Here is a 23,968-nt window from a genome sequence, read left to right on the forward strand (position 1 = left end):
CCTCGGGGTTTCAAGTGCTAAAAGCCGTCAGATCGAGTCTTCGATCCAGCTTTGCAGCGCCGCTTTCGGCTTGGCACCGGCCATGTTGGACACGACCTGACCGTCCTTGAAAATGAACAGCGCCGGAATGCCGCGCACGCCCATTTGAGCAGGGGAATTCGGGTTGTCGTCCACGTTCACCTTGACGATCTTGACCTTGCCTTCCATCTCGCTGGATAGCTCTTCGAGCGACGGGCCGATCTGTTTACAGGGGCCACACCATTCCGCCCAGAAATCCACCACAACGGGGATGTCGGAATTCTTCACTTCGGCGTCGAATGTTTCATCTGTTACAGCAAGGGTGGCCATCGTGCGCTCCTGACAGGATATGATTAAGGCATTGTACCTATGGACGCGGTTTGGGAACGTCAAGATGCTGCGTGCTTTGCAACGCTTGCGTCACGATTTCGTGCGGCAAATGCATGAGCATCGCCGTTTTGGTCCACAGCACCGCAGTCCGGATTTTATGATGCGGATAAATCTGTGCGAGCGCATGGGCATAGGCCCCCATCTGGCGCAAAATACCCTCTGGGCAGTTTTTGGCTTGTGCAGGGACGGTTTGGTTGGTTTTGAAATCCACCGCCAGAATTTTGGTATCGGTGATGATCAGGCGATCAATGATTCCGGCCAATCTGCGGTGGCCAATCTGCGCCGTAACGGCCACCTCAGCGAGTGAGTTATCGCTAAAAACGTTGGCAAGCTCTGCGGATTGCAATACGAAACGCGCCTCTTTTGCTGCCTCATCATGATCGGAATTGTTTGGATCAGCACTGCGTAGGGACGCCAGCGTGGCTGGCCAGTTTTGCGAGGCGGCGACGCTGAGATGTTCGAGGTATTTATGCACCAGCGTGCCATATGCTTTGGCCGCCTCTTCATCTCTGCCTTGTTCGCCGGGCAATGCCTTAGCACCGCCAAGATCGGAGGGCGAAAGCGTTTCCAATATCACCGGCGGGGAGGGTGGTGGCCGGTGAAACAGATCTTCTAAAACGACTGTTTTGGCCGCTTCCACAGGTATGTCCGCCTCGGGCAGGTCATCCCAATGCGCATGGGTGTGTCGTTTGATTGCCAGTCCCTGAAAGGTAACGTCGCGCGCGTCCATCTGGTCAAGTGCGCCATCGACGATCTGATACCAGCTGTCGTTTTGTTTGGACAACTCACCCGCCGCCGCGATGATCAGCCACTTTTCAGCCCGTGTTAGAGCCACATAAAGGAGCCGCAGGCGTTCTTCGAACTGCGTCTCTTTCAAACCATCAAGCGTGTCTGACATCACGCGGGGCATATCACTGGTGCTCGTTTTCCATACGGCATGACCGCGCATTTTCACGATGTCATCCTTGATCTGGATGTTGCGTTTGCCAGTATCGGGCAGGATCACGATAGGAGCTTCCAACCCCTTGGCCCCATGCACCGTCATGACCCTGATCTGATCCGAAGCGCTGTCGATCTGGCGTTTGATTTCGAGATCATCGGTCTCCATCCAGACCAGAAAACCGGTGAGGCTGGGGACCGCGTTGCGCTCATAGGCGAGCGCCTGAGAGAGCAGCGCGTTGATGCCGTCCTCCGCCTCATTACCGAGCCGGGAGAGCAGATTGCGGCGTCCCTTATGCCGGGTCAGAATGCGTTCGATCAGGTCATAGGGACGCAGGAAATCCACATTGGCGCGCAGATCGTTCAGCACGGCAAGGGTTTTGGGATACTGCTCCGCCCGGTTGCGCAGAGTCTGCCAGAGGTATTTTTCGTCACGCCCCTGCGCGAGGGTAAAAAGATCCTGTTCGGACCAACCAAAGAGCGGCGATCTGAGTGCGGTGGCCAGAGACAGGCTGTCCTCCGCCACGGCCAGAAAGGACAAGAGCGCGGCCAGATCGCGCACCGCCAGTTCCCCGCCCACCTTGAGCCTGTCGGCCCCGGCAATCGGCAGGTCGTGGGTTTTGCAAGCCCGGATGATTTCGGCGAATAGATCGGAACGCCGCTGCACAAGGATCAGAAAATCGCCCGCGGTCACGCGCCGTTTTGCAAGACCGCCCTCGGGCATATCGACAGGGATGGTTTGCCCGTCATTGATCATCTGCTTGATCTGGCCTGCGATCTGCTGCGCCAGAATGACCGTGTGGTGATGTTCCGAGCGGCGATCCAGCGGCTCATGCCAGACCCGGTCATCGGCGTCTTGTTGTTTTTCGACCAATGGCCAGATGTCCACGCGCCCCGGCAGGTTTTGTTTGAAGGCGATGTGTTTGGCGTCCTGGCTGAACCCGGCTGCTTCCTGATCCGCAAAGGCGGCATCGACCACATCAAGCACCGCTTCGGAGGATCGGAACGAATATCCTAATGTCAGGCTCTGAAAATCGCGTTCGCCAGCTTGCAGTTTCGATCTGAATTCCGCCTCCATCCTGTCAAATTCTTTTGGGTCCGCGCCCTGAAACGAATAGATAGATTGCTTCTTGTCACCCACGACAAACAGGGTTCGCGCTTCATCACGCGCGCCTTTACCGCTGGAAAATTCTGCGGCCAGCTTGCGAATGACGTCCCATTGCGCGGGGCTGGTGTCTTGTGCTTCGTCCACCAGAATATGGTCAATGCCGCCGTCGATCCGGAACAACACCCAGGCGGCCACGGCGGGATCGTTCAGAAGATCGCGCGCCTTGAAGATCAGATCGTCAAAATCGAGCCATCCGCGCAGCAGCTTTTGACCTTCGTAACGGCGGATGAATTGGGCGGCGAAACCCTGAAGCGCTTGTGTTTTTTCCGCGGCAATCAATGACAAACGTGGTTCGCGGGCCGCTTCCACCCGGCCCATGAAATCATCGAGCCTTTGCATATGTTCGCTCAGGACCGCTTGCGTTGGTTTTGTCGGGAAACTGCCGATTTTCGCACCAAAGGGCGATTTGGCCGTCGCCCCAAAGAGGAAAACACCCTCAAGTGCTGCAAGCGAATCATACCCTAAATCGCCAATTCGGGCGAGTTTTTCCGCGGCCTTCGTGTCCAAACCGCCCTTGTTTTGCAACGCCGGGAGGATGTCGGCGATAAGCACCGCTTCGCCGCCCAGAAACACTGAGGCACTGATACCATCGCGCGAAAGATCTGCTGGCTGATCAAAAACCTTAAGAATATCGCCCCACCCCATGGGCGTTCTGAGAAGATCGCGGTGCCCGATCACGGCGCGGGTCAGCTTGCTGAAATCCTCGCCGGTGTAATGGCGCGCGATGGCGTCGATCAACGCGGCATCCGGGCCGTCGGCCATCAGGTCCACGATTTCTGCGCGCAGCAGATCGGCGGCGCGGTCTTCGATTTCCGTAAACTGCGGGCTAACCTGCGCTTCAAGCGGAAAGCGCCTTAATAGAGACGCACAAAACGAATGGATCGTCTGGATTTTCAACCCGCCGGGCGTTTCGATCGCACGGGCGAACAGCGTGCGGGCATCGCGCAGGCGGTGCTCCCCGATGGGGCCTTCGACCCCCAACTCGCGCAGCGATGCGGTCAGGTCATCTGAGGGAAGCATCGCCCAGGCGCCGAGCCGCTTGAACAACCGGTTCTGCATCTCCGAGGCGGCGGCCTTGGTGTAGGTCAGGCAGAGGATATGTTGCGGTTGCACCCCATCCAGCAGCAAACGCGCGACCCGGTCGGTCAGGACCCGTGTCTTGCCCGATCCGGCATTTGCGGCCAGCCAGGTGGAGGCATCGGGGCGCGCCGCGCGCACCTGCGCCTCTGTGGCGTCATCACGCGGGCTCATGTCAAATCCTCCGGCACCGGATCATCCGTGGCGTCCCATTCCCCGAAACGCGCCAGCAGGTCATAATCGCCCGCGATCTTGTCTTCCTGCATCATCCGGCGCGCCGTAAACCCCTGCCCCGGTGAAAGGTAGCTATCGATCAGCTTGCGCAGATTGGCCAGAACCTCGCGCGGCGGTTCATCATCCAGAGGCGCCATGACCTCCATAGGAGTCGAGCCTAAACCGATGAAAATGGCCATCGCAACGGGGCGCACGCCCAAGGTTTCGAACGCGCCCTCCTCGATCATCGCGGCCTCGATCAGGAGTTGTTTGTCAAATGTACCTTGTTGTTTCGCGGTGGGCGGTTTCCCGGTTTTATAGTCATAGAGCAGCGCATCACCCACATCGGTCTGATCAATCCGGTCGGCCCTTGCGGTCAGCGTAAAACCGATGTCAGGCCAGACGAGTTTGCCCTTCGCCTCCTCCTCAAAGGCGCGCGGCGCGGAATAGCCGCGCCGTTCGGTTTCGCGGTCCACAAACCACTGCGCGATCTTATCGATTCGGGCCAACCACATGGCGCGGGCGGCGGGCCAGGGAACCTGATCCGCCATCACGGCTGCGGCGACCTGTCTGAGATGTTGCGGGTTGAGCAAGACCGGGTCGGCCACCGTATCCTTGATGAAACGCTCCATGATGTCATGCGCCACGGTGCCCCGCATCAAGGCATCCGGGCTTTGGACCAGCGGGCCAAGCCGGTTCAGTTTCAACACATGGCGCGCGTAAATGGCGTAAGGATCGCGGATCAGACGCTTGATTTCGGTGACGGAAAGCTGGCGTGGGCGCGTAGCAACAGGGGGGCGCGGCGAGGGGCGTTTGGCGGAGTCAACGCGCGTGACCTCCTCAAAGGCGCGCACCTTGGCCAGCCACAGATCACCGCGCGCCAGCATGGCATCCAGGGCCTCCGGTCCCCCCTGATCCCGTAAACCGGCCAGCAGGTTGCGCAGCCGATTCACCCACCGCGAAGCCACGGTTTCGGCATCATCAGAACGGATCGCACGCGTCAGCCAGACTTCCTTTGCGCCAACCGCTTGTTGGTAATCATGCGCCGACAGTCCGATGCGCCGTTCGGGAAGCAACAACCCGGCCTTGTGCCGAAGCGTGCGGTTCAGCCAGGGATCAGGCTTGGGCGCTTCGGGCCAGGTGCCATCGTTGAGACCGGCGAGGATGACCAGATCCGCGCCCTGCACCCGCGCCTCCAGCGTCCCCCAGATCATGATGTTGGGATGGGGTGCGTCGCGGTCGCGGATTTCCTCTCCCGACAGCAGCGCGCCGACCAGATCGCTGTAATCGGTCGCCGTCATCTGCGTGCCGAAAGCGGCCTGCTCTTTGAGCCCGCGCATCACGGCTTCGGCTTTTTGCCCGGCCTTCTTTTGCCAAAGCTCTCCGGGGTCCGTGCCATCCGTGCCCGCTGAGATTGTTTCCGCAAGGGCGGTATGCATGTCGACCCATTGTGCAAGTGGTCGCATCTGATCAGTGAAACACTTGCAAAGGGTATCGCCGATCCAATGCGCCCAGAGGTCGATTTTCGCCTGTTCCTCGGGATGGGCTACGGCGTTTTGCAACAGCTCGATAATGCCTTCCGGATCGGGGTATGGCAGGCCCTTGTCGCGGATGCGCAATTCGAGACGTTGTGTGTTCAGGACATGCGGGCCGCGCTCCGTGCCGCTGTGGGACAGCGGGTGTTTGAGCAGCGTGAGCAAAGCCTCGGCGTCCAGACGTCGCACGAATAGCCCGGCCACATGCCGCAGAAACCGACCCGGCGGCGACAGATGTAGCGGCGTTCCCGCGGAATCGTCTGGCAGGATTCCCCATTGATCAAGTGCTGCCGTCACCTGCCGGGTCAAAATACGGTCGGGGGTGATGAGGGCGGCGGTTTCGCCGGTCTCCGCCGCCCGGCGCAGTCGCAGCGCAATAGCAAGCGCCTCCGCGCGCGAGCTGGGCGCATCCAGCACTGTGACATCCGCGGTGGCCTGAGCGATGTTGCGTAGCTCTGCGCCTTCGGTGAGCCAGGCGTCCGTCACGGGGGCAGGGCGCAGCGACAGCGAGACAAGCGCATTGCGGGCGGCTGACGGGGGCGGGCTGTCATGCCATTCTGTCACATCGCCGCGCGCGGCATTGATTTCCGAGAGCAGTTTGTAGAACCGGAATTGCGGATGGTCTTCGGATAAAAGCGGGTCTTTGAGCTCGGACCATATCGCGGCGGGCATTTCAAAATCGAAACCCGGCAGCACCAGCGCGCCCTGCGGCAAAGCTGCGACGGCCTTCATCAGCAGCATCGTGGTGCCGCGTGATCCGGTTGACCCGGCGATGATCACCGGGTTTTTCGGCGGTGTAATCGCCCATTTCGCCGCCAGCGCCGTAACCAGCAGACGTTGGCGCGCCTCGCTGTCGGGCAGGGTCGTGGCCTCATCAAGATAGGCCTGCGCAATCTGGATGAACCGCAGCGCGCGTTGCCAATGGCCGGATTGATCGGTCACGTCCAGATTTGCGATGACCTCTGCACTGATGCCTTCGCCCTGCATTTCATCCATAAGCGCGGCGAGGCTGTCGGTCAGATCATACAGCGATGAGCGGGGCGCGAGGTCTTTTTGTTGCGTCAGGAGTTGGGACACCAACGCGATCAATTCCAACCGGCGGCGCAGAGGGGGCACCGCCGGGGGCAGGGTTATGGCGGGATCCAGCACATCGAGATCGGTCAGCAGCCGGATTTGGGGCAACAGGCAGGGGGGGCCTTCTTCAAAAAGGCTGCGCAATCTGCGTTGCATACGGCGCGTGTTCACGATCAATTGCACGCGTGCCATGGCCTCTGGGGGCTGTCCTTTCAACCGGGCCACCAACCCGCCTACAAGCGCACGCGGAAAATCGACGCCCGGCGCCACGCCAAAAATCCGGGGGTGCGCGGTGCTGTCAAACATCGCGGCGGGCCAATTGGTTTTGTGCGGTTTCAACGCCAGCAGGATGGCCGACGTCACACCAATCTCCGGGATAACTCAGCCCGAAGAGGCGATTTTCCGCATGCATCAGGTCCCATAGAACATTCAGCGAGAACTTCGTTTCGCCGATTTCGGCAAGGCGCTCTGTTTTGATGATCTGCGCGCCGCCATAGACCTGCCCCTGACCGCGTGTCAGATGGCCGTTCGGGCCAATTTGAAAATCACCCTGTCCGGCATAGCCATGCGTCTGCGCCACCGGAATACACATCAGCAAGGCGTCCATATCGTTGGGCCGCCACGCGTCCCGCAGCCATGCCAGCGGGCTGGGTCCGAGCCAAACGGCATCGGTGTTCAGGGTGAAGACCGGACCCGGACCCAAAAGCGGGAGGGCATTTCGCAGACCGCCGCCGGTATCCAGAATCTCCGGTGTTTCCAAAACGGTCTGGACCCCGGTCCCTGCAAGATGCGTTTCCAGCGGCGCGGGTTTATAGTGCATATTTGCGACAATCCGGTCGATCTCGACGCCGTTGGTTTGATCGAGGGCATAATCAATCAACGGCCTGCCCGCGACGCGCACCATGGGTTTGGGGATGTCATTGGTCAGAGGGCGCATGCGCGCCCCGAAGCCTGCGGCAAAGAGCATCAACGATTGGGGTATGTCGCGCATTTCAACCTCAATTCGTCCAGAACGGTTTGGGAGGGGGGCGGCAGTGTTTCTCTGATAAGATCGGCTATCCCACGCAGTACCGGGTGTTGCAGATTGGTCTGAATATGCGCCCAGACCCGCGGGATAAGGTCAATGTATTGTGCCTTGCCTGCCTTGAGGCAAAGCCGCGAGAATCCGCCAAGTATTCTCAGGTTGCGCTGAGCGCCCAGCAGGGCATAGGCGGTCTTAAATTGTATCGCGTCTTGTGGATTTTGTTCCAGAAACCGATCAATCATGGCTTGCTCTACGGCGCGTGGCACATCGCGGCGGGCATCTTGCAGCATCGAGACCAGATCATAGGCGGGGTGGCCGGCCATTGCGTCCTGAAAGTCAAGCAGCCCAACACGCGCGACGCCGTCCCGTTCCGGTATCCACAACAGGTTTTCGGCGTGGTAATCCCGCTGAATCAACACCTTTGGTTGGGTATCCAGCGGCGCGAGCAGAGCGTGAAAATCCCGCAGAAAACGCGACCGCGCGCTTAGATCAACAGCACCCTCAGCCCCGAATTGATACCAGTCAAACGCCCGCGTCGCGAGCGGGGTCATTACGCGCGCGTCATAGGGTTCAAGTTCTGGCATCGCTTGGCGGTGCAGGTGCGAGAGAACATCCACCGCGCATTGATAAAGCGGCAGTTCCAAAGCGGGTTCCACGAGGATCAACCGCGCAAAAAGGTCATCCCCCAGATCTTCGATCAGCAGGAACCCCCGCTCTGTATTGGCTGCGAAAATCTCCGGGGCACTCAATCCTGTACCGGTGAGATATGTGGCAATATCGACGAATGGCGCGATATTTTCACCCTTGTCCGGGGGCGCGTCCATCAAGACCGCAACCCGCCCATCAGGATGGTGCAGGCGATGATACCGCCTGTTGGAGGCGTCACCGGCCAAGGGGGCGATTTTGGCAGCGCCCCATCCGATCTGCTGGATAAAATTCATCAGGTCGTTGTTTCGGCTCATGATTGTGTCCAACCTTGCAGTCTTTTGTCCCAGCGGGCATCTTCCCACTGCGCTGTGAGCCGTCGGGCGTCCTCATCACCCCCATCCGCAAGATGAAGGGTCAATGCCCCCTGCGGTCGCAAGGGGCCCAACCTGTCGGGCCATTCCAGGAAACAGATGGCGGTGTCAAAGGCCTCCAGCAGGCCAAGCTCCTCAATCTCCTCCACCGCGCCGATCCGGTAGAGGTCGGCGTGCCAGACTGGCCCAAGCCGGGTCTGATAGGTCTGTACCAGCGTAAATGTCGGAGACGGCACGTCTTCGGGCACCCGCAACAGCGATTGAATGGCGGCGCGCGCGAAATGTGTCTTGCCTGCGCCGACGTTGCCTTCGAGCAGCACGATATCTCCCGGACGCAACATCGGCGCAAGGCGTGCGGCAGCCTGTGCGGTTGCATCGCTGGACGTCAGGATCAGTGAAAGAGTACGTTCGGGCATAGACCCATGCTTACCCTGCGCAGTCGCGGCTGCAAGCCATAACAGGGATCAGGAAGCCCGCGCCCCCAGATGTAGCTGCTTGGCCGCGGTTTTTTCGGTCTGGATAAACCGAATGACCGTCGCACCGGAGGCGATACGCGATACCGTGCAGGTCAGGGGCGCGCCATTGTTCAGCGTGGCGGGCATGTCCCAGGAGGTTCGATCACTTATGTTGCGTACGAAATCGGTGAGCGCCGCCCAGCGTGCGCCGGGTTTGCATTGGCGTTTCCATTCATCCACGGAATCCAGAATGGTGATGTCGGTAAAAGAATTATCCGGGTCCAGACCCCAAAGTTCACGATATGCCAAATTGCAGAAGGTCAGCACGCCGGTTGAGGAAAAAACCACCAGACCCTCCTCGAAGGTGTCCATCAGGGATTGACCAAGCTCCAGCTCCGCCCGGAAATTCCGCGTCAGGGAGACTTCGGCGCTGATGTCCTCGATCAAAAACGCAATGGCACCGTCCGGGTGCGGACGCCCGCGCACACGGTAGGTCTGCCCGCTTTCCAGCGTCCATGTTTCCTGATACCGCCCATCGGTCGCCGCGGCGATGACCTCGGCGATTTCCTGGCGCCAGGAGTGATAGTTTTTGGGTTCCGGCATGCGGCGATTTTCGCGCATCCGGTCAAAGAAAGACAACAGCGTCGGCCGCCCGCTCAGGAATTCAGCCGGCAAGTCGGTAAGGTCGATCAGGGCCGGATTGAACAGGACCAATTGTCCGTTGCGGTCAAAAATCGCCAAACCGATGGAGAGCTGTGCGAATGTCTTTGCCAGGGTCTGGACAAAATTGCGCTGGGCGGCTTCGGATTTCACCACGGCGTTTACGTCAACCGCGTGGAATATGGTGATGTCGGAGACGGTGACGGCGGTCACATCATACCAGTCTTTTCGTCCGCCCTCTTTGGTCAGGGTCGACAGCCGTTGTCGTCCGGTTTTTGCAGTCCCGAACGGCTTCACCTCGAAGACGGGTTTTTCCGGCTTTGGCATGGTTCTGTGCAACCTGTCGTAAAGGTCTTCATAGGCGCCGTTGAACCATGTTACCTTTCCTTCCGCATTGACCTGCCAAACGGCATGCGGCGTGGTGTCGCTGGCGCGGCGCAGATCGGCAAGTTCGCGGTGGACCTTGAGCATCTTCTCGGATTGGGCCGTGCTCACCTTGCGATCATCATCCATATGAACCTGGATGAACCTTCCCCGACAGGTCAGCCTCAGTGTGGCGACGTCTTCGGCATGGCGCGCCTCGATTGAAACCGAACCGGATTGGTCCGTTGGCGGGTGTTCCGGCAGCTTGGGGAAGCGTTTCAGCATCCGCTCGCGCCATGAATGCCAATCATCCTGCCCTGGGGTCACGTTATATTGATGTTGTGCGGCCTCAGACGCATGATGCAGGTCTTCATGATCAAACAGGAGAGACACCCCATTCTCGTTTTGTGCCGCCTGCCCCAAATGGGATGCGCCGCCCGATTGCCCAGTGGTTTTTCGCACCCAAAACAACCCCGCCAGCACGCTCAGCGTAGCGGTGCCGATGATGGCAGCAATATCCCAAAAAGGCATGTGTTACAGAATCCCCATCCTGACCAAAAACCAAATTAATTTTTCACTCAGCTTGGTTAATTCGGAGTTAATTTTGCCATTGATCAAGAGCTAATCGGGCGATTTTCTCCCAATCCAGACGTGGTTGCCTTGGAATCTTCCTCGATTCTGTGTCGCGGCCACGTTACTTTGACAACCGCACCGAGTTGGCCCTGCTGATTATCGTTCCCGCTCAAGGGATCGCGCCCATTTGCGAATTGTAACTCCGCACCGGAACGTTCCAGGAGCGTTTTGGCAATGAACAAACCCAGACCCATGCCTTCATATTCCGGGCGTAGACCATTTTGCATTCCGGACCGTCTCCTGCGCACAAAAGGATCACCGATCCGTCCGATCAGATGGGGCGGAAACCCGCGCCCGTCATCCATGATGCGCAGCGATATGTCCGTGTCATCCCAACTGGCTTCGATCCAGACTTGCGTCTCCGCAAAATCGACGGCGTTCTGGATCAGGTTTCGCAGGCCATGAATGATCTCTGATTTTCGGAGAATAACGGGCTGTGACATCGGCTCATTCAAGTGCTGGAACCGGACCATTTTTCCGCGGTCCATGTGGGGTTGTGCCGCTTCTTCGACAATTGCCATCAATGGCGCACGATGGAGAAGAAGATCATCCTTACCTGCGCGCCCCATATCGCGCAGAATATCGCGACACCGATCCGCCTGTTCACGGATCAAGGCCGCGTCCTGGCGCAGTTCGGGGTGGTTTGACAGCTCATCATAAAGCTCTCCACTAGCCAGCTTGATTGTGGCCAGCGGTGTGCCGAGTTCATGCGCGGCTGCCGCAACCACGCCGCCTAGATCGGTGAGTTTCTGCTCGCGTGCCAGTGCCATTTGCGTGGCGGCCAAGGCGTCCGACATCGAATGGATTTCGGAGGTGACGCGCACCGAATAGGCGCTGATGAAAACAATCGCGATAATGAGTGCAATCCAATTCCCGAACACGAAAAGCTGTGGAAATTCGAGAACCGATCCGGTCGCGGTGCGCAGTGGCAGGTAGAATTGAGACAGAACGGTCACAATGATGATCGCTGTGCTGCCGAGCAGGACGGTCGACCTGAGTGTCAGAACGGCCGCGGAAATTGTCACCGGCCCGAGCAGCAAAAGCGCAAATGGGTTGTGAAGCCCGCCGGTCAGGAAAAGCAGAACGCTCAGTTGGAGAAGGTCAAACAGAACCATCAACATGTTTTCAACTTCGTTCAGGCGCTTGTTTTCGGGAAAGATGAAAATCGCGACCAGATTGGCGATGATCGATGTCCCCACGACAAAGAAGCACAGGCCGATTTCGAGCTGTAAACCGTACCAATAATGCGCGACCCCGATGGCGGTGAGTTGCCCCCCAACGGCGAACCAGCGCAGCAAGATCATGGTACGCAGCCGTATCCAGCTTGCGCGGATATCTCCGCTCAGGGGTCTGACGTCTGATTGGGGCATTGATCTCACCGCTAATTGAGTTGCACAGATGTCGCAGGACGTTAGGACTGCAATTTGATATGATTACTCTAACGCAGTTCAGGAGACGCGAAAACATGCGCTATATTGCCCCGATTTCTGCCTTTGCGATTGTTGGACTCCTGGGGGGTGTCTGGTTTGCAACGCAAGGGTCACAGGCGAACGACCAATTTGCGCAATGCCGGGCCAGCCAGGTCGCAGGCGGTGCCGGTGCCATTGGCGGACCTTTTGAGTTGGTGAACGCGCAGGGTGAGACGGTAACAGATAAGGACGTCATTACCGAACCCAGCATTGTCTATTTCGGGTATACATTTTGTCCGGATGTCTGCCCCATTGATGCCGCGCGCAATGCAGTCGCCGTCGATGTGCTGGCAGAGAATAACATCTCGGTAACGCCGGTGTTTATCTCAGTGGACCCCAAGCGGGACACGCCGGAAGTCGTCGGTGACTTTGCCGCTAATCTGCATGAACGCATGATTGGTCTGACCGGATCGCCCGAGCAGGTAAAGGCCGCCAGCCAGGCCTATCGCACCTATTACAAGGCGCAGGATGGGGACGACGCGTATTATCTCGTGGACCATTCGACGTTTAGTTATCTGGTCCTTCCCGAGCACGGGTTTGTTGAGTTTTTCCGCCGCGAAACATCCGTCGATCAGATGGTAGAGACGGTGTCTTGTTTTGCACAGAATGCCTGATGGGGCTTTTTCTGCGCGATCTGATTTGACGAAACAGGGGTACGGCAACATATACAAAGGTATAAAACGTGCGCCAGGAAAGACATTTGATGCAGGATGCTACTGAACTGAACCTCGGAGAAGATACCAGCCTGTTGCTGGTGGATGATGATGAACCGTTTTTACGCCGGCTCGCGAAGGCCATGGAAAAGCGTGGCTTCTCCGTGGAGACGGCCGACTCTGTCGCGGCTGGCCGGGCGATCGCTGTTTCAAGGCCACCGGCTTTTGCGGTCGTCGATCTGAGGCTGGGTGATGGCAATGGCCTTGATGTTGTGGAAGTGCTTCGCGAACAGCGCCCAGATGTCCGGGTCGTTGTTTTGACAGGCTATGGCGCAATCGCAACGGCAGTTGCGGCAGTGAAAATTGGTGCGACGGATTACCTGTCCAAACCTGCCGATGCAGCCGATATCGTGAACGCGCTCCTCACACGGGGAGACGACCTGCCCCCGCCGCCGGATAATCCGATGAGCGCCGACCGGGTACGCTGGGAGCATATCCAGCGTGTTTTTGAGCTTTGTGACCGCAACGTCAGCGAAACGGCCAGGCGGTTGAACATGCACCGCAGAACGCTTCAGAGGATTCTGGCCAAACGCTCACCGCGGTGAAAGCAAAGGTGGCCTGAAAGCCCACCTTACGTCACCATATCGCGCCGTAGGGTGGGCTTTCAGGCCACCATTCCCTCTAGAGGTCATAACGTTTGCTGATTTTATCCACGACTTGACCGCTGTCCAAAATAACAGCTTCGTCGATATGCCAATCCCTAAATCCACGGCTTTGATAATACGTCAACCCGCCATCATTATCGGCTCGAATGGTTGAATTGATCCAGACATAGCCATGGTTCTTGGCAGCTTTCACCGTTTTATCAAAAAGCGCCGAGCCAATCCCGAGACCTGATTGCCCGATTTGCACGAAGGTCGCGATATCGACGGCTTCAGGGGGGAGGTTGCAATGCGGTGCGATCCACTGAAAGCCGACCACTTCTTCCTTGTTATTGACAGCGACGTGCCAGGCGGATTTCTCCGGTGTTTCGGCCATCCAATCATTGATGTCTTGTGCAATAACCGGTCGGGTCAGCGCGGTCGTATCGCCCTTTGCAATGATATCATTCAGAAGGCGCGCCATGGATCCACAATCCAACCTCATTGCTGGTCGCACAACGATCATCCCATCTCTCGCAACAGATCATAGTGCCGTACGGTGAAGGCCCCGCGTGTTTTGACCGGCGGGCGCAGCACGATGGCCAGATTTTCCATAACGGCAGCATCGGGCACCCCAAAAAGTTTATCGGCTTCTTTTTCTGAAAATCCCGCGATTTGCGTCGCTTCCATCCAGGCGCTGATTTTATCGGCCTTTTTGATCTTCCGTTTGATCTGCGGCGGGACAACAGCCGGGAGACCAAACCGGATGTGAACCGCGGCGGCAAGCCTGTCGTCCAGTGCACCGTATCCTGCACCCACGGCGGTTTTCACAGGTGAAATCATATCACCAATAACGTATTCCGGTGCATCATGCAGCAGCGCCGCCAAGCGCCATTTTGCCGGGGCTTTCGGTGCGATCCGTCCAAAAAGCGTTTCGACCAAAAGCGAATGTTCGGCGACCGAATAGGCAAACTCGCCATGTGTTTGACCGTTCCAGCGCGCCACAAATGCCAGGCCATGTGCGATATCTTCGATTTCGATGTCAAATGGTGTTGGATCCAAAAGATCCAACCTTCGACCCGAAAGCATACGTTGCCAGGCTCGTTTATGTGTCGCCATGATTATAAAGCCTGATGTTCGTGCTGTTTTACCGTGCCCAAGTAAAGCCTACCCGCCGCCGGACCGCCACCAATAAAAACTCTCCCGAACGGCTTGTGTATTGGCTTTCATTAAACCGATAGCATCCAATCGCCAAACGGATGCCCGATCAGAGCTTGCATGACGTGATGCCCGCCATACGGCAAATCTTCACGGGGTATTCATACCGATTCAACCTCAAGGATTGTCTCATGCAGCCCCCGGTGCTATCTGCGCGTCAAATTGCATGGATAGGAACCGGAAAACATGGCCAACGACTATATCGTAAAAGACATCGCACTTGCTGAATACGGACGCAAAGAACTCAATATTGCGGAAACCGAAATGCCGGGTCTGATGGCTTTGCGCGAGGAATATGGCGACAGCAAGCCCCTCAAGGGATCGCGCATCGTCGGCTCCTTGCACATGACCATCCAGACGGCTGTTCTGATTGAAACACTGGTTGTGCTGGGCGCGGATGTGCGCTGGGCGTCGTGCAACATTTTCTCCACCCAGGATCATGCCGCGGCGGCCATCGCAGCAGGCGGCACGCCCGTTTTCGCGATCAAAGGCCAGAGCCTGGAAGAGCATTGGGACTATCTGGACAAATCCTTCATGTTCGACGAAGGTCCGAACCTGATCCTGGATGACGGCGGCGATGCGACCCTTTATATTCTGCTGGGCGCACGCGCTGAGGCGGGCGAAGAAATTATCCCGGTGCCGGGCTCCGAAGAAGAAGTGGCTATCAAAGCCCAGATCAAAAAGCGTCTTGAAGCCAGCCCCGGCTGGTTCACGAAAATGCGCGATCAGATTGTTGGTGTTTCTGAAGAAACAACGACCGGTGTTCATCGCCTATATGAATTGGTACGTGACGGCCAGCTGCCTTTCCCCGCGATCAACGTGAACGATTCTGTGACCAAGTCGAAGTTCGACAATAAATATGGCTGCAAGGAATCGCTGGTTGATGGCATCCGACGCGCAACAGACACTATGATGGCGGGCAAGGTCGCGGTTGTCATGGGCTATGGCGATGTCGGCAAGGGTTCGGCGGCGTCGCTGAGTGGGGCGGGTGCGCGTGTGAAGGTCACCGAGGTTGATCCAATCTGCGCGCTGCAAGCCGCGATGGATGGCTATGAAGTTGTGCTGCTTGAGGATGTGGTCGATACGGCTGATATTTTCATCACCACGACCGGCAATAAGGATGTTATCCGCATCGAGCATATGCGCGAGATGAAGGACATGGCGATCGTCGGCAACATTGGCCATTTTGACAATGAAATCCAGGTCGCAGCACTCAAGAACCACAAATGGACCAACATCAAAGAACAGGTGGATATGATCGAAATGCCCAACGGGCACCGGTTGATCTTGCTGTCTGAGGGTCGTTTGCTGAACCTTGGTAACGCGACGGGCCATCCGTCCTTTGTGATGTCCGCCTCTTTTACCAATCAGGTGCTGGCGCAGATCGAGCTTTGGACGAAAGGCGACGAATATAAGAACGAGGTCTATATTCTGCCCAAGCATCTGGACGAAAAAGTTGCGCGTCTGCATCTCGATCGGATCGGCGTGAAGCTGAGCAAACTGGATGCGGAACAGGCGGCCTACATCGGTGTGGCCCCTGAGGGTCCGTTCAAGCCAGAGCATTACCGCTACTGATTTGCGGCCTCTGCGTGTTGCGAAACTCATCTCGCTTCGCATCGTGCATCTCGGGTCTGTCTCAATAATCTTGAAGGTGGCAATCGCGAAAGCGGTTGCCATTTTTCGTGTATCGTGGGGATGGGCTGAATGCTGTCGGGGCATATCATATGCCCTGCGGATTGGATCAAATCCGCCTAAGCAGATTTCGTTTTTTATTTCCCCCTATGTTGCAAGTATTTTGATTGCTAGGCTGCTTGTGTCAGGGCTCCGATGGGCCTGTTTATAGAATGATAGGGATTTTTCATGGGCAAAAGAGATGATTTGATCGCGCAATATGCAGATGATCTGAAAAATAAATGCGGCATGACGCCGGATATGGATTTACTGACAAAGGTCACAATTGCATGTGGCCCCGCGATTTATAACGTGGATGCGGCGACCGTGGCCGCCAGTCAGGCCAGCGAGATCGAAACCGTCAAGACCAACTTCCTGATCAAAAAGTTGGGATTGTCTGATGGTCCCGAGCTGACGGCGGCAATTGACAAGGTTGTCGAAACCTATGGCAAATCCGAACGCAATAAATACCGCGCCGTGGTCTATTATATGCTGACGAAACACTTCGGCAAGGAAGCGGTTTACGGCTGATACTGCGGTGAAAAATGCGAAACGCTTCTTGTTCTTAAAGAAGCGTTTCCTTTTTAGACGGCTTTTAAACTATTGAAAGCTTGAGGTTTTGATCCCCTTTAGGTATCAATATCTCATCCGGCCAGCATGGCCAGGACCAGTTTCGATCTCGTGCAGTGGGTGCATGTGGGGTGAAGAAGGGTTCTGGCAATCTTGTCGGGACCCTTCGACTTTTTATGATCCTGAAACGCAATCAAAAAAGCGTTAAAACCAGTCCGATCACGGCGCAGCCCAAAGTAGCGTATCCCCCATCAATCAGGAGCAGGCTTCTTGGCCGTCCGCTGAAGCTATAGAATGTCGCGATCCACGGGCTGACCAGAAACAAGCCGATGCCAAAACCCGAAATCAGCCCTTTGCCGACGGTTTGTATGTCGCTTAACTCAAAAACATGCCGCATCATGCCCGCCACCAAAATAGCACTCAGCAGGCTGGTGATATAGGGAATCGGGTCGGAACGGTTCGCCGGATTGCCCGCGCTGTCTTGTGGCACACCTGACGCTGCGATCCATTTGCGGGCCAAAACCATGTACCAAATGGCACCAAAGGCAAAGCCCGCTACTCCGGCAATTGCGACGCTTATGAATTCCATGACGCTTCTCCTTATTGCATCGGGGCAGGGCTTCAGATGTCGCTCGAAACGCCGGCCATGTGGCAAATAATCTGCCATTCGGTTTGTGTAACGGGCTGCACGGACAATCGTGAATTACGCACCAAAACCATCTCGGCCAGCCGTTCTTCGGCCTTTATATCCTCCAGGGTCACAGGCGTTTTCACCGGCGCGACCGCCTTGATATCCACGCATTCCCAGCGTGCATCATCGGTGGTGCTATCGGGATGCGCCTCTGCGCAAACCTCAACGATCCCGACAATGGCGCGTTCCTTTTGCGAATGATAAAAGAAACCTGAATCACCGACTGCCATTTCACGCATGAAATTGCGCGCCTGATAGTTGCGCACGCCGTCCCATTCTTCGCCCGCGTCGCCCTTTGCAACCTGGTCATCCCAACTCCAGGCGGAGGGTTCGGATTTGAACAACCAATAGGCCATCACCCGATGACCCGGTTCCAGGGGATCAATTCCACCGAGGCAAACAGACCCGCCTTGCCATAGGGGTCCCCGTCGACCCAAGCCTGCGCGTCCGCGATGTCCTCGACATCAAGAATGATCAGCGATCCGGCCATCTCGCCTTGCGCGTCAAGCAAGGGTCCGGCTTGTTGTACGGCATCGCTGGATTTCAGATAGGCGACATGGGCGGGACGGTTTTCCTGACGGATCGGCAAAGCACCGGGTTTGTCATGGGCGATCAGGGCAATGAGCATTTATTCTTCCTTCAGACTGCGGGACAGGAGGCGTTGCATGGCCTCTTGCACATCCAAGCGGTTTTCGACCAAACCTGCAACTGCCGCGGTAATCGGCATGTCGAGGCCCTCCTTTTGTGCCATTTTATGCGCGGCTTTTGCTGTGGCGGCCCCTTCGACGGTTGTGGTGGGATCAAAGTCGACACCCTCACCAATTGACACGCCCAAGCGGTAATTGCGCGATTGCGTCGAGGTGCAGGTCAGCACCAGATCACCAAAACCAGACAGCCCCGCAAGGGTACCGGGTTGGGCACCCTTTTCCACGGCCAGCCGCTGTATTTCGGCAAATCCACGTGTCATTACGGCGGCGCGTGCGCTTTCCCCCAGGCCCGCGCCCATGGCGGCCCCGCAGGCAATCGCGATCACGTTTTTCAACGCACCGCCCAATGACGCCCCGACTGTGTCCTGCGTTCGGTAAAGGCGCAGCGTGGGTGTGGACAGGCGGTGTTGCAGAATACGTCCCATCGCCTCGTCCGCGCAGGCCAGTGTCAATCCGGTGGGCAGGCCGCTCGCGATGTCACGCGCAAAACTTGGGCCGGTCAGCAATGCAGTTTGGCTGTCTGGCAGAACGCGCAAAATCACATCCAGCGGTCCCAGCTCGCTTTCCAGATCCATCCCCTTGCAACAGGCGACCAAGGTTTTCTGCGTCAAAACCGCCTGATTTTGGTCGATGAAGTGTTTCAATTGCTGCATTGGAACAGCCAGCAGTACGATGTCCCCGGCACAGGCCTCTTGCAGTGATGCGGAAATTTCCAAAGCGTCCGGAAAGGCGCAATTTGGCAATCGCGCTCGGTTCTCGCGGTCTTGCCTCATGGCGGCGGCGTGCTCGCCGTTGCGACCCCAAAGCGTCACAGCGGTTATTTTGGACAAGCAAATCGCCAAGGCCGTGCCGAACGCGCCTGCACCAACAACGGTGATATTCATGCTTTGGCTCCCTTCTTCCCGCTTCCGAGCATCGCAGGGCTGGTTTGATCCAATGGCCAGCGGGGACGTGCTGACAGTGTCAGATCGTCCGGGGCGCGGTTCGACATTTGTTCAAGTGCGGCAAAGGCGATCATGGCTGCATTATCTGTGCACAGGGCGATCGGAGGGGCAATGAACTTTGCGCCATAGACATCACAAACAGTCTCTAACCGGGCTCGTATTGCCGTATTCGCGGCAACACCGCCCGCGACGCAGGCCGTGGGATGCGCAGGATTAGTCTCTAAATATAAGTGCAGCGCGCGCTTTGTCTTTTCCGCCAGAACATCGACGACAGCCGCTTGAAAGCCAGCACATAGATCCGCGCGCGCTTGGCTCGGCAACCCGCCATGCCGCTCGATAATATGGTTTCGCATACGCAACACAGCGGTTTTCAAACCGGAAAAAGACAGATCGCAACCCGGTCGATCCAAAAGTGGCCGGGGCAGGGGATAAACGTCGGCGTCCCCGTCGCGTGCCGTTTTCTCCACGGAAGGCCCGCCCGGTTGCGACAGACCGACAAGCCTTGCAATCTTATCAAAAGCCTCGCCCGGCGCATCATCAATGGTGCCGCCCAGCCGCTCGAAGCTGTCCGGTGCATGAACGATGAGAAACTGGCAATGCCCGCCAGACACCAGCAACATCAGATAGGGGTAGCTCACATCATCTGTCATGCGCGGCGTGAGCGCGTGGCCTGCGAGATGGTTGATCCCATAGAGCGGCGCACCGGTGGCGATGGACAGCCCTTTGGCACACATCACGCCCGAAACGACCCCGCCGATCAAGCCCGGACCGGCCGTAACGGCAATGGCGTCTATGTCGCTTAGAGCCACATTTGCGCTTGTTAGAGCCTGCTCGACGCAGAGATCCAAGATCTCGGCATGCGCGCGCGCAGCGATCTCGGGAACAACGCCGCCAAATTGAGCGTGCAGGCTCGATTGACCCTGCACGATGGAAGAGAGGATTTCAGTTTTGCCCGCAGGATCACGGCGCAACACCGCAGCGGCCGTGTCATCACAACTGCTCTCCAGGCCTAGAATCGTGATAGAATGCGCCAAATGCCGACCCCGTTGCATGCGTTTGATCTCGGGGGTAACACCGTAAGGGATCGCAAACAATGCCGAGAGGATCCGATGGTCGCCGCGCCCATCCCGTTGATCATAACCCGTCCGGAAGGTGCCGGTGCAGCGTTTGTGCAGGCCTTGCCACCGGATTTACGGTCGCGGTTTCATGTGATGTATAACCCGTTGATCGAAATTGTCTCTGTTGAAGGGACGCCGCTTGTGGGGGAGCATGACGCTGTGATCTTTACCTCTGCGAATGGGGTGCGATTCGCGCCGGACGGCCAGGGCAGGGTGGCATATTGTGTCGGCGCGGCGACGACGAAAGCTGCCGGGCAAAACGGATGGCGCAGTCGATGTCTTGGGCAAACTGCCGATGCCTTGATTGCCGAACTGATCGCCATAAGACCGGCTCACCGTCTGTGGCATTTGTCAGGCATCCACGCCAGAGGCGATGTTGTGCAGCGGTTGTCTGACGCGGGCATCGAAGCGGTGCGAGAACCCCTTTATGATCAAAGGACATTATCGTTGAGCCCTGAGATCAAGCGCGTTCTGGATGGGGCGGGCCCGGTCGTTGTCCCTCTTTTTTCACCGCGCACGGCGGCTCAATTTGCACGTGAATGCCCGGAGAATGCATCGCCCCTGCTCCTGGCCTTGAGCGCTGCGGTTGCGCATCCATTGGCGGTCTTGAAACGTGCGAGTGTTGATATTGCCGCCAATCCAAGTGCGCCAGCAATGCAGGCGGGTCTTGAAAAACTAATAACCCGCGTCAGCTTGGGTTGAGAGGAGGAGTGCGCACGGGTAAGGTTGTTAAAGGGTGGCCTACCGGGCAGATTCGAAAAGGGTGATTGAATTGGCGAAAGACAAGAAACCATGGGGCGATGCGCCCGAAAAACTGGCTTCTGAAACGGCACCCATTGATGGGTCGGAAACACCGGTTGAACCCAAGCTTCCGCAGACAGATGATGATGTGACTGACAAAAGCAACCTGCAGGATGAGGTGATAAGCCCTGAGGCGGATAAGGAATCCGCATCACAAGAAGCGGTTGAGCCAGAAGATCAGGCCGCCGAATTGACCGAAGAGTCCAAAGCACAGGAACAGATTGAACCGGGCGAGGCTCGCGACGATATTGAGCCAGATGACAATCGTGACGCCGCGCTGCGCGAGGACGAGGCACCTGATACGCCCTTGAATGCACAAGACGCCCGGAATGACGATGACAACGCCCAGAGATATACCGAGCAGGACAAGGGAGAGGCGGAAACTACGAGCGCTCCACAGGATCCTCCCGCGCCGGTTCCAGCCCAGCAAGGCGGCTCTATCTGGCCCGCTGTCATTGGTGGTGTGATCGCGGCGATGATTGGGTTTATCGCGGGGCGCGGAGATCAGCTTGATGCGTATCTGCCTGCTTCCATGCAACGCGAAACCGTGGATATCGCTCCCGTTGTTGCCGAAACATCGGCTCTTGCAGAGCGGCTTGAGGCGCTTGAGAATGCGCCTGCACCAGACGCCCCCGCCTCGGAATTGGATCAAAGCACTCTTGCCTCCAATGAGGCATTGGAGGCAGCAATGGCCCAGATTGAAGCGCTCAATGAAACGCTGTCCGGTTTGAACCAACGAATTGACGAGATGGAATCGCGGCCTGTGGAAACGGTGGAGACTGTGGTGGTGCAGCCCGCAGATAATTCCGAAGAGGTTGCCGCGTTGCAATCGTCTATCGAGAACCTGGAAGCGCGGATCAGCGCGGATGAAGAGCGTGCCAAATCCGAAGCGGAGCGCGTGCTGGCGCAGGCGGCGCTGACGCGGGTGGTCACGGCGGTTGATAGTGGTGACAGTTTTGAGCCGGCGCTGAGCGCTTTGGAGGCGATCGCACCGGTTGATGTGCCCGAGGCATTGCGTCTTGCCGCGGCAGAAGGCGTCCCGACGCTTTCCGCGCTGCGCGAGAGTTTCCCGCAGGCCGCGCGCGCGGGACTGGCCGCCGCCCGCGCTGATGTACCGGAGTTGGAAGTTGCAGGAATAGGAAATTTCCTGCGTCGCCAGTTGAGTGTTCGTTCTGTGACGCCGCGCGAAGGGGATGATCCTGATGCCATTCTGTCGCGCGCCGAAGCCGCAGTGAATTCGGGTAATCTGGACCGCGCACTTGGCGAGTTGGATGCATTGCCGCAGAGCGCCAAGGCGGCCATGCAGGGCTGGTTTGACGGCGCTGCTGCCCGGCAAGCTGCGCGTGATGCCGCGCAGACCCTGTCAGATAGCCTGACGGTTAATTGAGAAAGACAAAAATATGCTTTGGTCCCTGATTAAGATAATCCTGTTTGTCGTTGCGGTCGCTGCCCTGGCGCTCGGGGCAGGTTACCTGCTGGAAAGCGAAGGTGGCGTACAGATCACAGTGATGGGGAGCGAATATACCTTTAGCCCGCTTCAATCGGTGATCGCGGTTGTGGTCCTGGTGGTTGCGGTGTGGCTGCTTTTGAAGCTGATATCGCTATTGATGGCGACCTGGCATTTTCTGGCCGGGGATGAAACGGCGCTATCGCGGTATTTTGATCGTAACCGGGAACGCAAGGGGTTTGAGGCGCTCTCCGAGGGTCTGATGGCCTTGGCCAGTGGCGAAGGGCGTGTGGCGATGGCCCGCGCCGCCAAAGCGGAAAAATACCTCAATAAGCCCGGTCTGACCAATCTTTTGACGGCGCAGGCGGCGGAGATGGCCGGGGATCGGCGCAAGGCGGAAGAGACCTATAAGAAACTGGTTGCCGATGACGCCACGCGGTTTGTCGGTGTGCGCGGGATCATGCGTCAAAAACTGGCGGATGGGGATACGGAAACGGCCTTGCAATTGGCCGAGCGCGCTTTTGCCATAAAACCAAAACATGAAGAAGTTCAGGATGTTCTGTTGCGCTTGCAGGCCAAGAAAGAAGACTGGTCAGGCGCGCGGCAGACGCTGAGCGCGAAACTCAAGCACGGCAGCCTGCCAAGGGATGTCCACAAGCGTCGCGACGCGGTTCTTGCCTTGTCAGAGGCCAAGGATATCATTGCGGATGGGACGTCCATTCAGGTTCAGGAAAAGGCGATCGAAGCCAATAAGCTCTCGCCTGATCTGATACCGGCTGCGGTCATGGCCGCGCAAAGCTACGTCACCAAAGGAAAGCCGCGATATGCGACCCGGATCCTGAAAAAGGCGTGGGAAACCGCGCCACATCCAGACCTTGCCGCGGCATTTGCGGCAATCGAACCGAATGAAACGCCAGCACAGCGGATCAAACGTTTCGCTGCTTTGACGCGCGTGAACACGGACAACCCCGAAACGCAGATGTTGTCGGCAGAGCTGCATATTGCCAATGAGGATTTCCCGGAGGCGCGGCGCGCGTTGGGTAATTTGGTCGATACCGATCCAACGGCGCGATCGGTGACGTTGATGGCGGCGATTGAGCGCGGCGAGGGTGCCGAGGATGCCGTCGTGCGGGGTTGGCTGGCGCGTGCATTGGCTGTTCCGCGCGGGCCACAGTGGATTTGTGACAATTGCCAGCATATTCATGCGGAATGGGCCCCGATCTGCGAGAATTGCGACAGTTTCGATACGTTGGCCTGGACAAACCCGCCCAATTCCGAAGTCGCGATGCCGGGTGGGGTGCAAATGTTACCGTTGATTGTCGGCGCTCTGGAGAGCAAGGATGCACCGGATGCACCGGATGAGCCCGAAGAGGGCGACGGCATTGAGGATGCGGAAATTTTGCCGCCTGATGCCACGCCCCAAGGCGAAGATGCCACGGTAAAACAAGCATAGGGCTTGACCTTCCAGTA

The 23,968-nt window shown here is 57.6% G+C and carries 22 protein-coding genes; 7 read left to right on the forward strand and 15 right to left on the reverse strand.

Features of this window, described 5'->3' with window-relative positions; all coding sequences use genetic code 11:
* Positions 1-27: 27 nt before the first annotated feature.
* From trxA to regB, 8 genes are all read right to left on the reverse strand, one after another.
* On the reverse strand, positions 28-348 hold the full coding sequence (trxA, locus tag ROLI_RS21550) for a thioredoxin (RefSeq protein ID WP_187428488.1): 321 nt from the start codon (positions 346-348) through the stop codon (positions 28-30).
* 37 nt (positions 349-385) lie between these two features.
* Positions 386-3,766 (reverse strand): double-strand break repair helicase AddA, encoded by a 3,381-nt coding sequence (gene addA, locus ROLI_RS21555; RefSeq protein WP_187428489.1) that lies wholly within the window; start codon positions 3,764-3,766, stop codon positions 386-388.
* Complete coding sequence (gene addB / locus ROLI_RS21560) at positions 3,763-6,720, reverse strand: double-strand break repair protein AddB (RefSeq protein WP_187428556.1); 2,958 nt, start codon at positions 6,718-6,720, stop codon at positions 3,763-3,765. The genes addA and addB overlap by 4 nt, the downstream gene beginning before the upstream one ends.
* Complete coding sequence (locus tag ROLI_RS21565) at positions 6,713-7,405, reverse strand: nucleotidyltransferase family protein (RefSeq protein WP_187428490.1); 693 nt, start codon at positions 7,403-7,405, stop codon at positions 6,713-6,715. Before ROLI_RS21565 ends, addB begins: the two co-directional genes overlap by 8 nt.
* Entirely contained in the window at positions 7,381-8,400 is a 1,020-nt protein-coding gene (locus ROLI_RS21570; protein ID WP_187428491.1) for an aminoglycoside phosphotransferase family protein, read from the reverse strand. The genes ROLI_RS21565 and ROLI_RS21570 overlap by 25 nt, the downstream gene beginning before the upstream one ends.
* The gene (tsaE, locus tag ROLI_RS21575; RefSeq protein ID WP_187428492.1) at positions 8,397-8,873 is read right to left on the reverse strand and encodes a tRNA (adenosine(37)-N6)-threonylcarbamoyltransferase complex ATPase subunit type 1 TsaE; all 477 of its coding nucleotides are present in this window, start codon (positions 8,871-8,873) and stop codon (positions 8,397-8,399) included. The genes ROLI_RS21570 and tsaE overlap by 4 nt, the downstream gene beginning before the upstream one ends.
* Positions 8,874-8,921: 48 nt before the next feature.
* Entirely contained in the window at positions 8,922-10,466 is a 1,545-nt protein-coding gene (locus tag ROLI_RS21580) for a PAS-domain containing protein (protein ID WP_187428493.1), read from the reverse strand.
* 83 nt (positions 10,467-10,549) lie between these two features.
* Positions 10,550-11,938 (reverse strand): sensor histidine kinase RegB, encoded by a 1,389-nt coding sequence (gene regB / locus ROLI_RS21585; protein ID WP_187428494.1) that lies wholly within the window; start codon positions 11,936-11,938, stop codon positions 10,550-10,552.
* Between the two features lie 95 nt (positions 11,939-12,033).
* Here regB and ROLI_RS21590 point away from each other — a divergent pair, with 95 nt between their 5' ends.
* Both ROLI_RS21590 and ROLI_RS21595 read left to right on the forward strand, forming a co-directional pair.
* On the forward strand, positions 12,034-12,651 hold the full coding sequence (locus ROLI_RS21590; RefSeq protein ID WP_187428495.1) for an SCO family protein: 618 nt from the start codon (positions 12,034-12,036) through the stop codon (positions 12,649-12,651).
* Positions 12,652-12,740: 89 nt separating this feature from the next.
* Positions 12,741-13,295 (forward strand): ActR/PrrA/RegA family redox response regulator transcription factor, encoded by a 555-nt coding sequence (locus ROLI_RS21595; protein ID WP_187428496.1) that lies wholly within the window; start codon positions 12,741-12,743, stop codon positions 13,293-13,295.
* 76 nt (positions 13,296-13,371) lie between these two features.
* On the opposite strand, the gene ROLI_RS21600 is transcribed toward ROLI_RS21595, so the two are convergent.
* Positions 13,372-13,857, reverse strand: a complete 486-nt coding sequence (locus tag ROLI_RS21600) for a GNAT family N-acetyltransferase (protein WP_187428497.1) — start codon at positions 13,855-13,857, stop codon at positions 13,372-13,374.
* Entirely contained in the window at positions 13,854-14,450 is a 597-nt protein-coding gene (locus tag ROLI_RS21605; protein WP_187428498.1) for an HD domain-containing protein, read from the reverse strand. Before ROLI_RS21605 ends, ROLI_RS21600 begins: the two co-directional genes overlap by 4 nt.
* A 285-nt stretch (positions 14,451-14,735) precedes the next feature.
* Here ROLI_RS21605 and ahcY point away from each other — a divergent pair, with 285 nt between their 5' ends.
* Both ahcY and ROLI_RS21615 read left to right on the forward strand, forming a co-directional pair.
* Positions 14,736-16,124: an adenosylhomocysteinase gene (gene ahcY, locus ROLI_RS21610; protein WP_187428499.1), complete on the forward strand. Its 1,389-nt coding sequence runs from the start codon at positions 14,736-14,738 to the stop codon at positions 16,122-16,124.
* Between the two features lie 285 nt (positions 16,125-16,409).
* Entirely contained in the window at positions 16,410-16,751 is a 342-nt protein-coding gene (locus ROLI_RS21615; RefSeq protein WP_187428500.1) for a DUF2853 family protein, read from the forward strand.
* Between the two features lie 232 nt (positions 16,752-16,983).
* On the opposite strand, the gene ROLI_RS21620 is transcribed toward ROLI_RS21615, so the two are convergent.
* Genes ROLI_RS21620 through tsaD form a run of 5 tightly spaced genes read right to left on the reverse strand, consistent with a single transcriptional unit; the run spans position 16,984 to position 20,166 of the window.
* Complete coding sequence (locus ROLI_RS21620) at positions 16,984-17,379, reverse strand: DUF1761 domain-containing protein (protein WP_187428501.1); 396 nt, start codon at positions 17,377-17,379, stop codon at positions 16,984-16,986.
* 32 nt (positions 17,380-17,411) lie between these two features.
* The gene (locus ROLI_RS21625) at positions 17,412-17,837 is read right to left on the reverse strand and encodes an EVE domain-containing protein (protein WP_187428502.1); all 426 of its coding nucleotides are present in this window, start codon (positions 17,835-17,837) and stop codon (positions 17,412-17,414) included.
* Positions 17,837-18,109 carry a YciI family protein gene (locus ROLI_RS21630; RefSeq protein ID WP_187428503.1) on the reverse strand — a complete coding sequence of 91 codons (273 nt, stop codon included), beginning with the start codon at positions 18,107-18,109 and terminating at the stop codon, positions 17,837-17,839. The genes ROLI_RS21625 and ROLI_RS21630 overlap by 1 nt, the downstream gene beginning before the upstream one ends.
* A complete protein-coding gene (locus ROLI_RS21635; protein WP_187428504.1) occupies positions 18,110-19,072 on the reverse strand; it encodes an NAD(P)H-dependent glycerol-3-phosphate dehydrogenase in 963 nt (320 codons plus the stop codon). It lies immediately after the preceding gene.
* Positions 19,069-20,166, reverse strand: coding sequence for a tRNA (adenosine(37)-N6)-threonylcarbamoyltransferase complex transferase subunit TsaD (gene tsaD / locus ROLI_RS21640; protein WP_187428505.1), 1,098 nt, complete (start codon positions 20,164-20,166; stop codon positions 19,069-19,071). The genes ROLI_RS21635 and tsaD overlap by 4 nt, the downstream gene beginning before the upstream one ends.
* On the opposite strand from tsaD, the gene ROLI_RS21645 reads away from it, so the two are divergent.
* From ROLI_RS21645 to ROLI_RS21655, 3 genes are all read left to right on the forward strand, one after another.
* On the forward strand, positions 20,167-20,952 hold the full coding sequence (locus tag ROLI_RS21645; protein ID WP_187428506.1) for a uroporphyrinogen-III synthase: 786 nt from the start codon (positions 20,167-20,169) through the stop codon (positions 20,950-20,952).
* 70 nt (positions 20,953-21,022) lie between these two features.
* Positions 21,023-22,438, forward strand: a complete 1,416-nt coding sequence (locus ROLI_RS21650; protein ID WP_187428507.1) for a hypothetical protein — start codon at positions 21,023-21,025, stop codon at positions 22,436-22,438.
* Between the two features lie 13 nt (positions 22,439-22,451).
* On the forward strand, positions 22,452-23,951 hold the full coding sequence (locus ROLI_RS21655) for a heme biosynthesis protein HemY (protein ID WP_187428508.1): 1,500 nt from the start codon (positions 22,452-22,454) through the stop codon (positions 23,949-23,951).
* The last annotated feature ends 17 nt before the right edge of the window (positions 23,952-23,968 follow it).

This window comes from Roseobacter fucihabitans (assembly GCF_014337925.2).
GTDB lineage: Bacteria > Pseudomonadota > Alphaproteobacteria > Rhodobacterales > Rhodobacteraceae > Roseobacter > Roseobacter fucihabitans.

Excerpts from the sequence above, each read along its gene's own strand:
- ROLI_RS21615 (WP_187428500.1), top strand. The coding sequence starts at position 16,410 with ATGGGCAAAAGAGATGATTTGATCGCGCAATATGCAGATGATCTGAAA.
- regB (WP_187428494.1), bottom strand. The coding sequence starts at position 11,938 with ATGCCCCAATCAGACGTCAGACCCCTGAGCGGAGATATCCGCGCAAGC.
- ROLI_RS21630 (WP_187428503.1), bottom strand. The coding sequence starts at position 18,109 with ATGCTCATTGCCCTGATCGCCCATGACAAACCCGGTGCTTTGCCGATC.
- ROLI_RS21590 (WP_187428495.1), top strand. The coding sequence starts at position 12,034 with ATGCGCTATATTGCCCCGATTTCTGCCTTTGCGATTGTTGGACTCCTG.
- ROLI_RS21655 (WP_187428508.1), top strand. The coding sequence starts at position 22,452 with ATGCTTTGGTCCCTGATTAAGATAATCCTGTTTGTCGTTGCGGTCGCT.
- ROLI_RS21595 (WP_187428496.1), top strand. The coding sequence starts at position 12,741 with ATGCAGGATGCTACTGAACTGAACCTCGGAGAAGATACCAGCCTGTTG.
- ROLI_RS21620 (WP_187428501.1), bottom strand. The coding sequence starts at position 17,379 with ATGGAATTCATAAGCGTCGCAATTGCCGGAGTAGCGGGCTTTGCCTTT.
- ROLI_RS21605 (WP_187428498.1), bottom strand. The coding sequence starts at position 14,450 with ATGGCGACACATAAACGAGCCTGGCAACGTATGCTTTCGGGTCGAAGG.
- ROLI_RS21565 (WP_187428490.1), bottom strand. The coding sequence starts at position 7,405 with ATGCGCGACATACCCCAATCGTTGATGCTCTTTGCCGCAGGCTTCGGG.
- trxA (WP_187428488.1), bottom strand. The coding sequence starts at position 348 with ATGGCCACCCTTGCTGTAACAGATGAAACATTCGACGCCGAAGTGAAG.
- ROLI_RS21645 (WP_187428506.1), top strand. The coding sequence starts at position 20,167 with ATGCCGACCCCGTTGCATGCGTTTGATCTCGGGGGTAACACCGTAAGG.
- addB (WP_187428556.1), bottom strand. The coding sequence starts at position 6,720 with ATGTTTGACAGCACCGCGCACCCCCGGATTTTTGGCGTGGCGCCGGGC.
- addA (WP_187428489.1), bottom strand. The coding sequence starts at position 3,766 with ATGAGCCCGCGTGATGACGCCACAGAGGCGCAGGTGCGCGCGGCGCGC.
- ahcY (WP_187428499.1), top strand. The coding sequence starts at position 14,736 with ATGGCCAACGACTATATCGTAAAAGACATCGCACTTGCTGAATACGGA.
- ROLI_RS21600 (WP_187428497.1), bottom strand. The coding sequence starts at position 13,857 with ATGATCGTTGTGCGACCAGCAATGAGGTTGGATTGTGGATCCATGGCG.
- ROLI_RS21580 (WP_187428493.1), bottom strand. The coding sequence starts at position 10,466 with ATGCCTTTTTGGGATATTGCTGCCATCATCGGCACCGCTACGCTGAGC.
- ROLI_RS21570 (WP_187428491.1), bottom strand. The coding sequence starts at position 8,400 with ATGAGCCGAAACAACGACCTGATGAATTTTATCCAGCAGATCGGATGG.
- tsaE (WP_187428492.1), bottom strand. The coding sequence starts at position 8,873 with ATGCCCGAACGTACTCTTTCACTGATCCTGACGTCCAGCGATGCAACC.
- ROLI_RS21625 (WP_187428502.1), bottom strand. The coding sequence starts at position 17,837 with ATGGCCTATTGGTTGTTCAAATCCGAACCCTCCGCCTGGAGTTGGGAT.
- ROLI_RS21635 (WP_187428504.1), bottom strand. The coding sequence starts at position 19,072 with ATGAATATCACCGTTGTTGGTGCAGGCGCGTTCGGCACGGCCTTGGCG.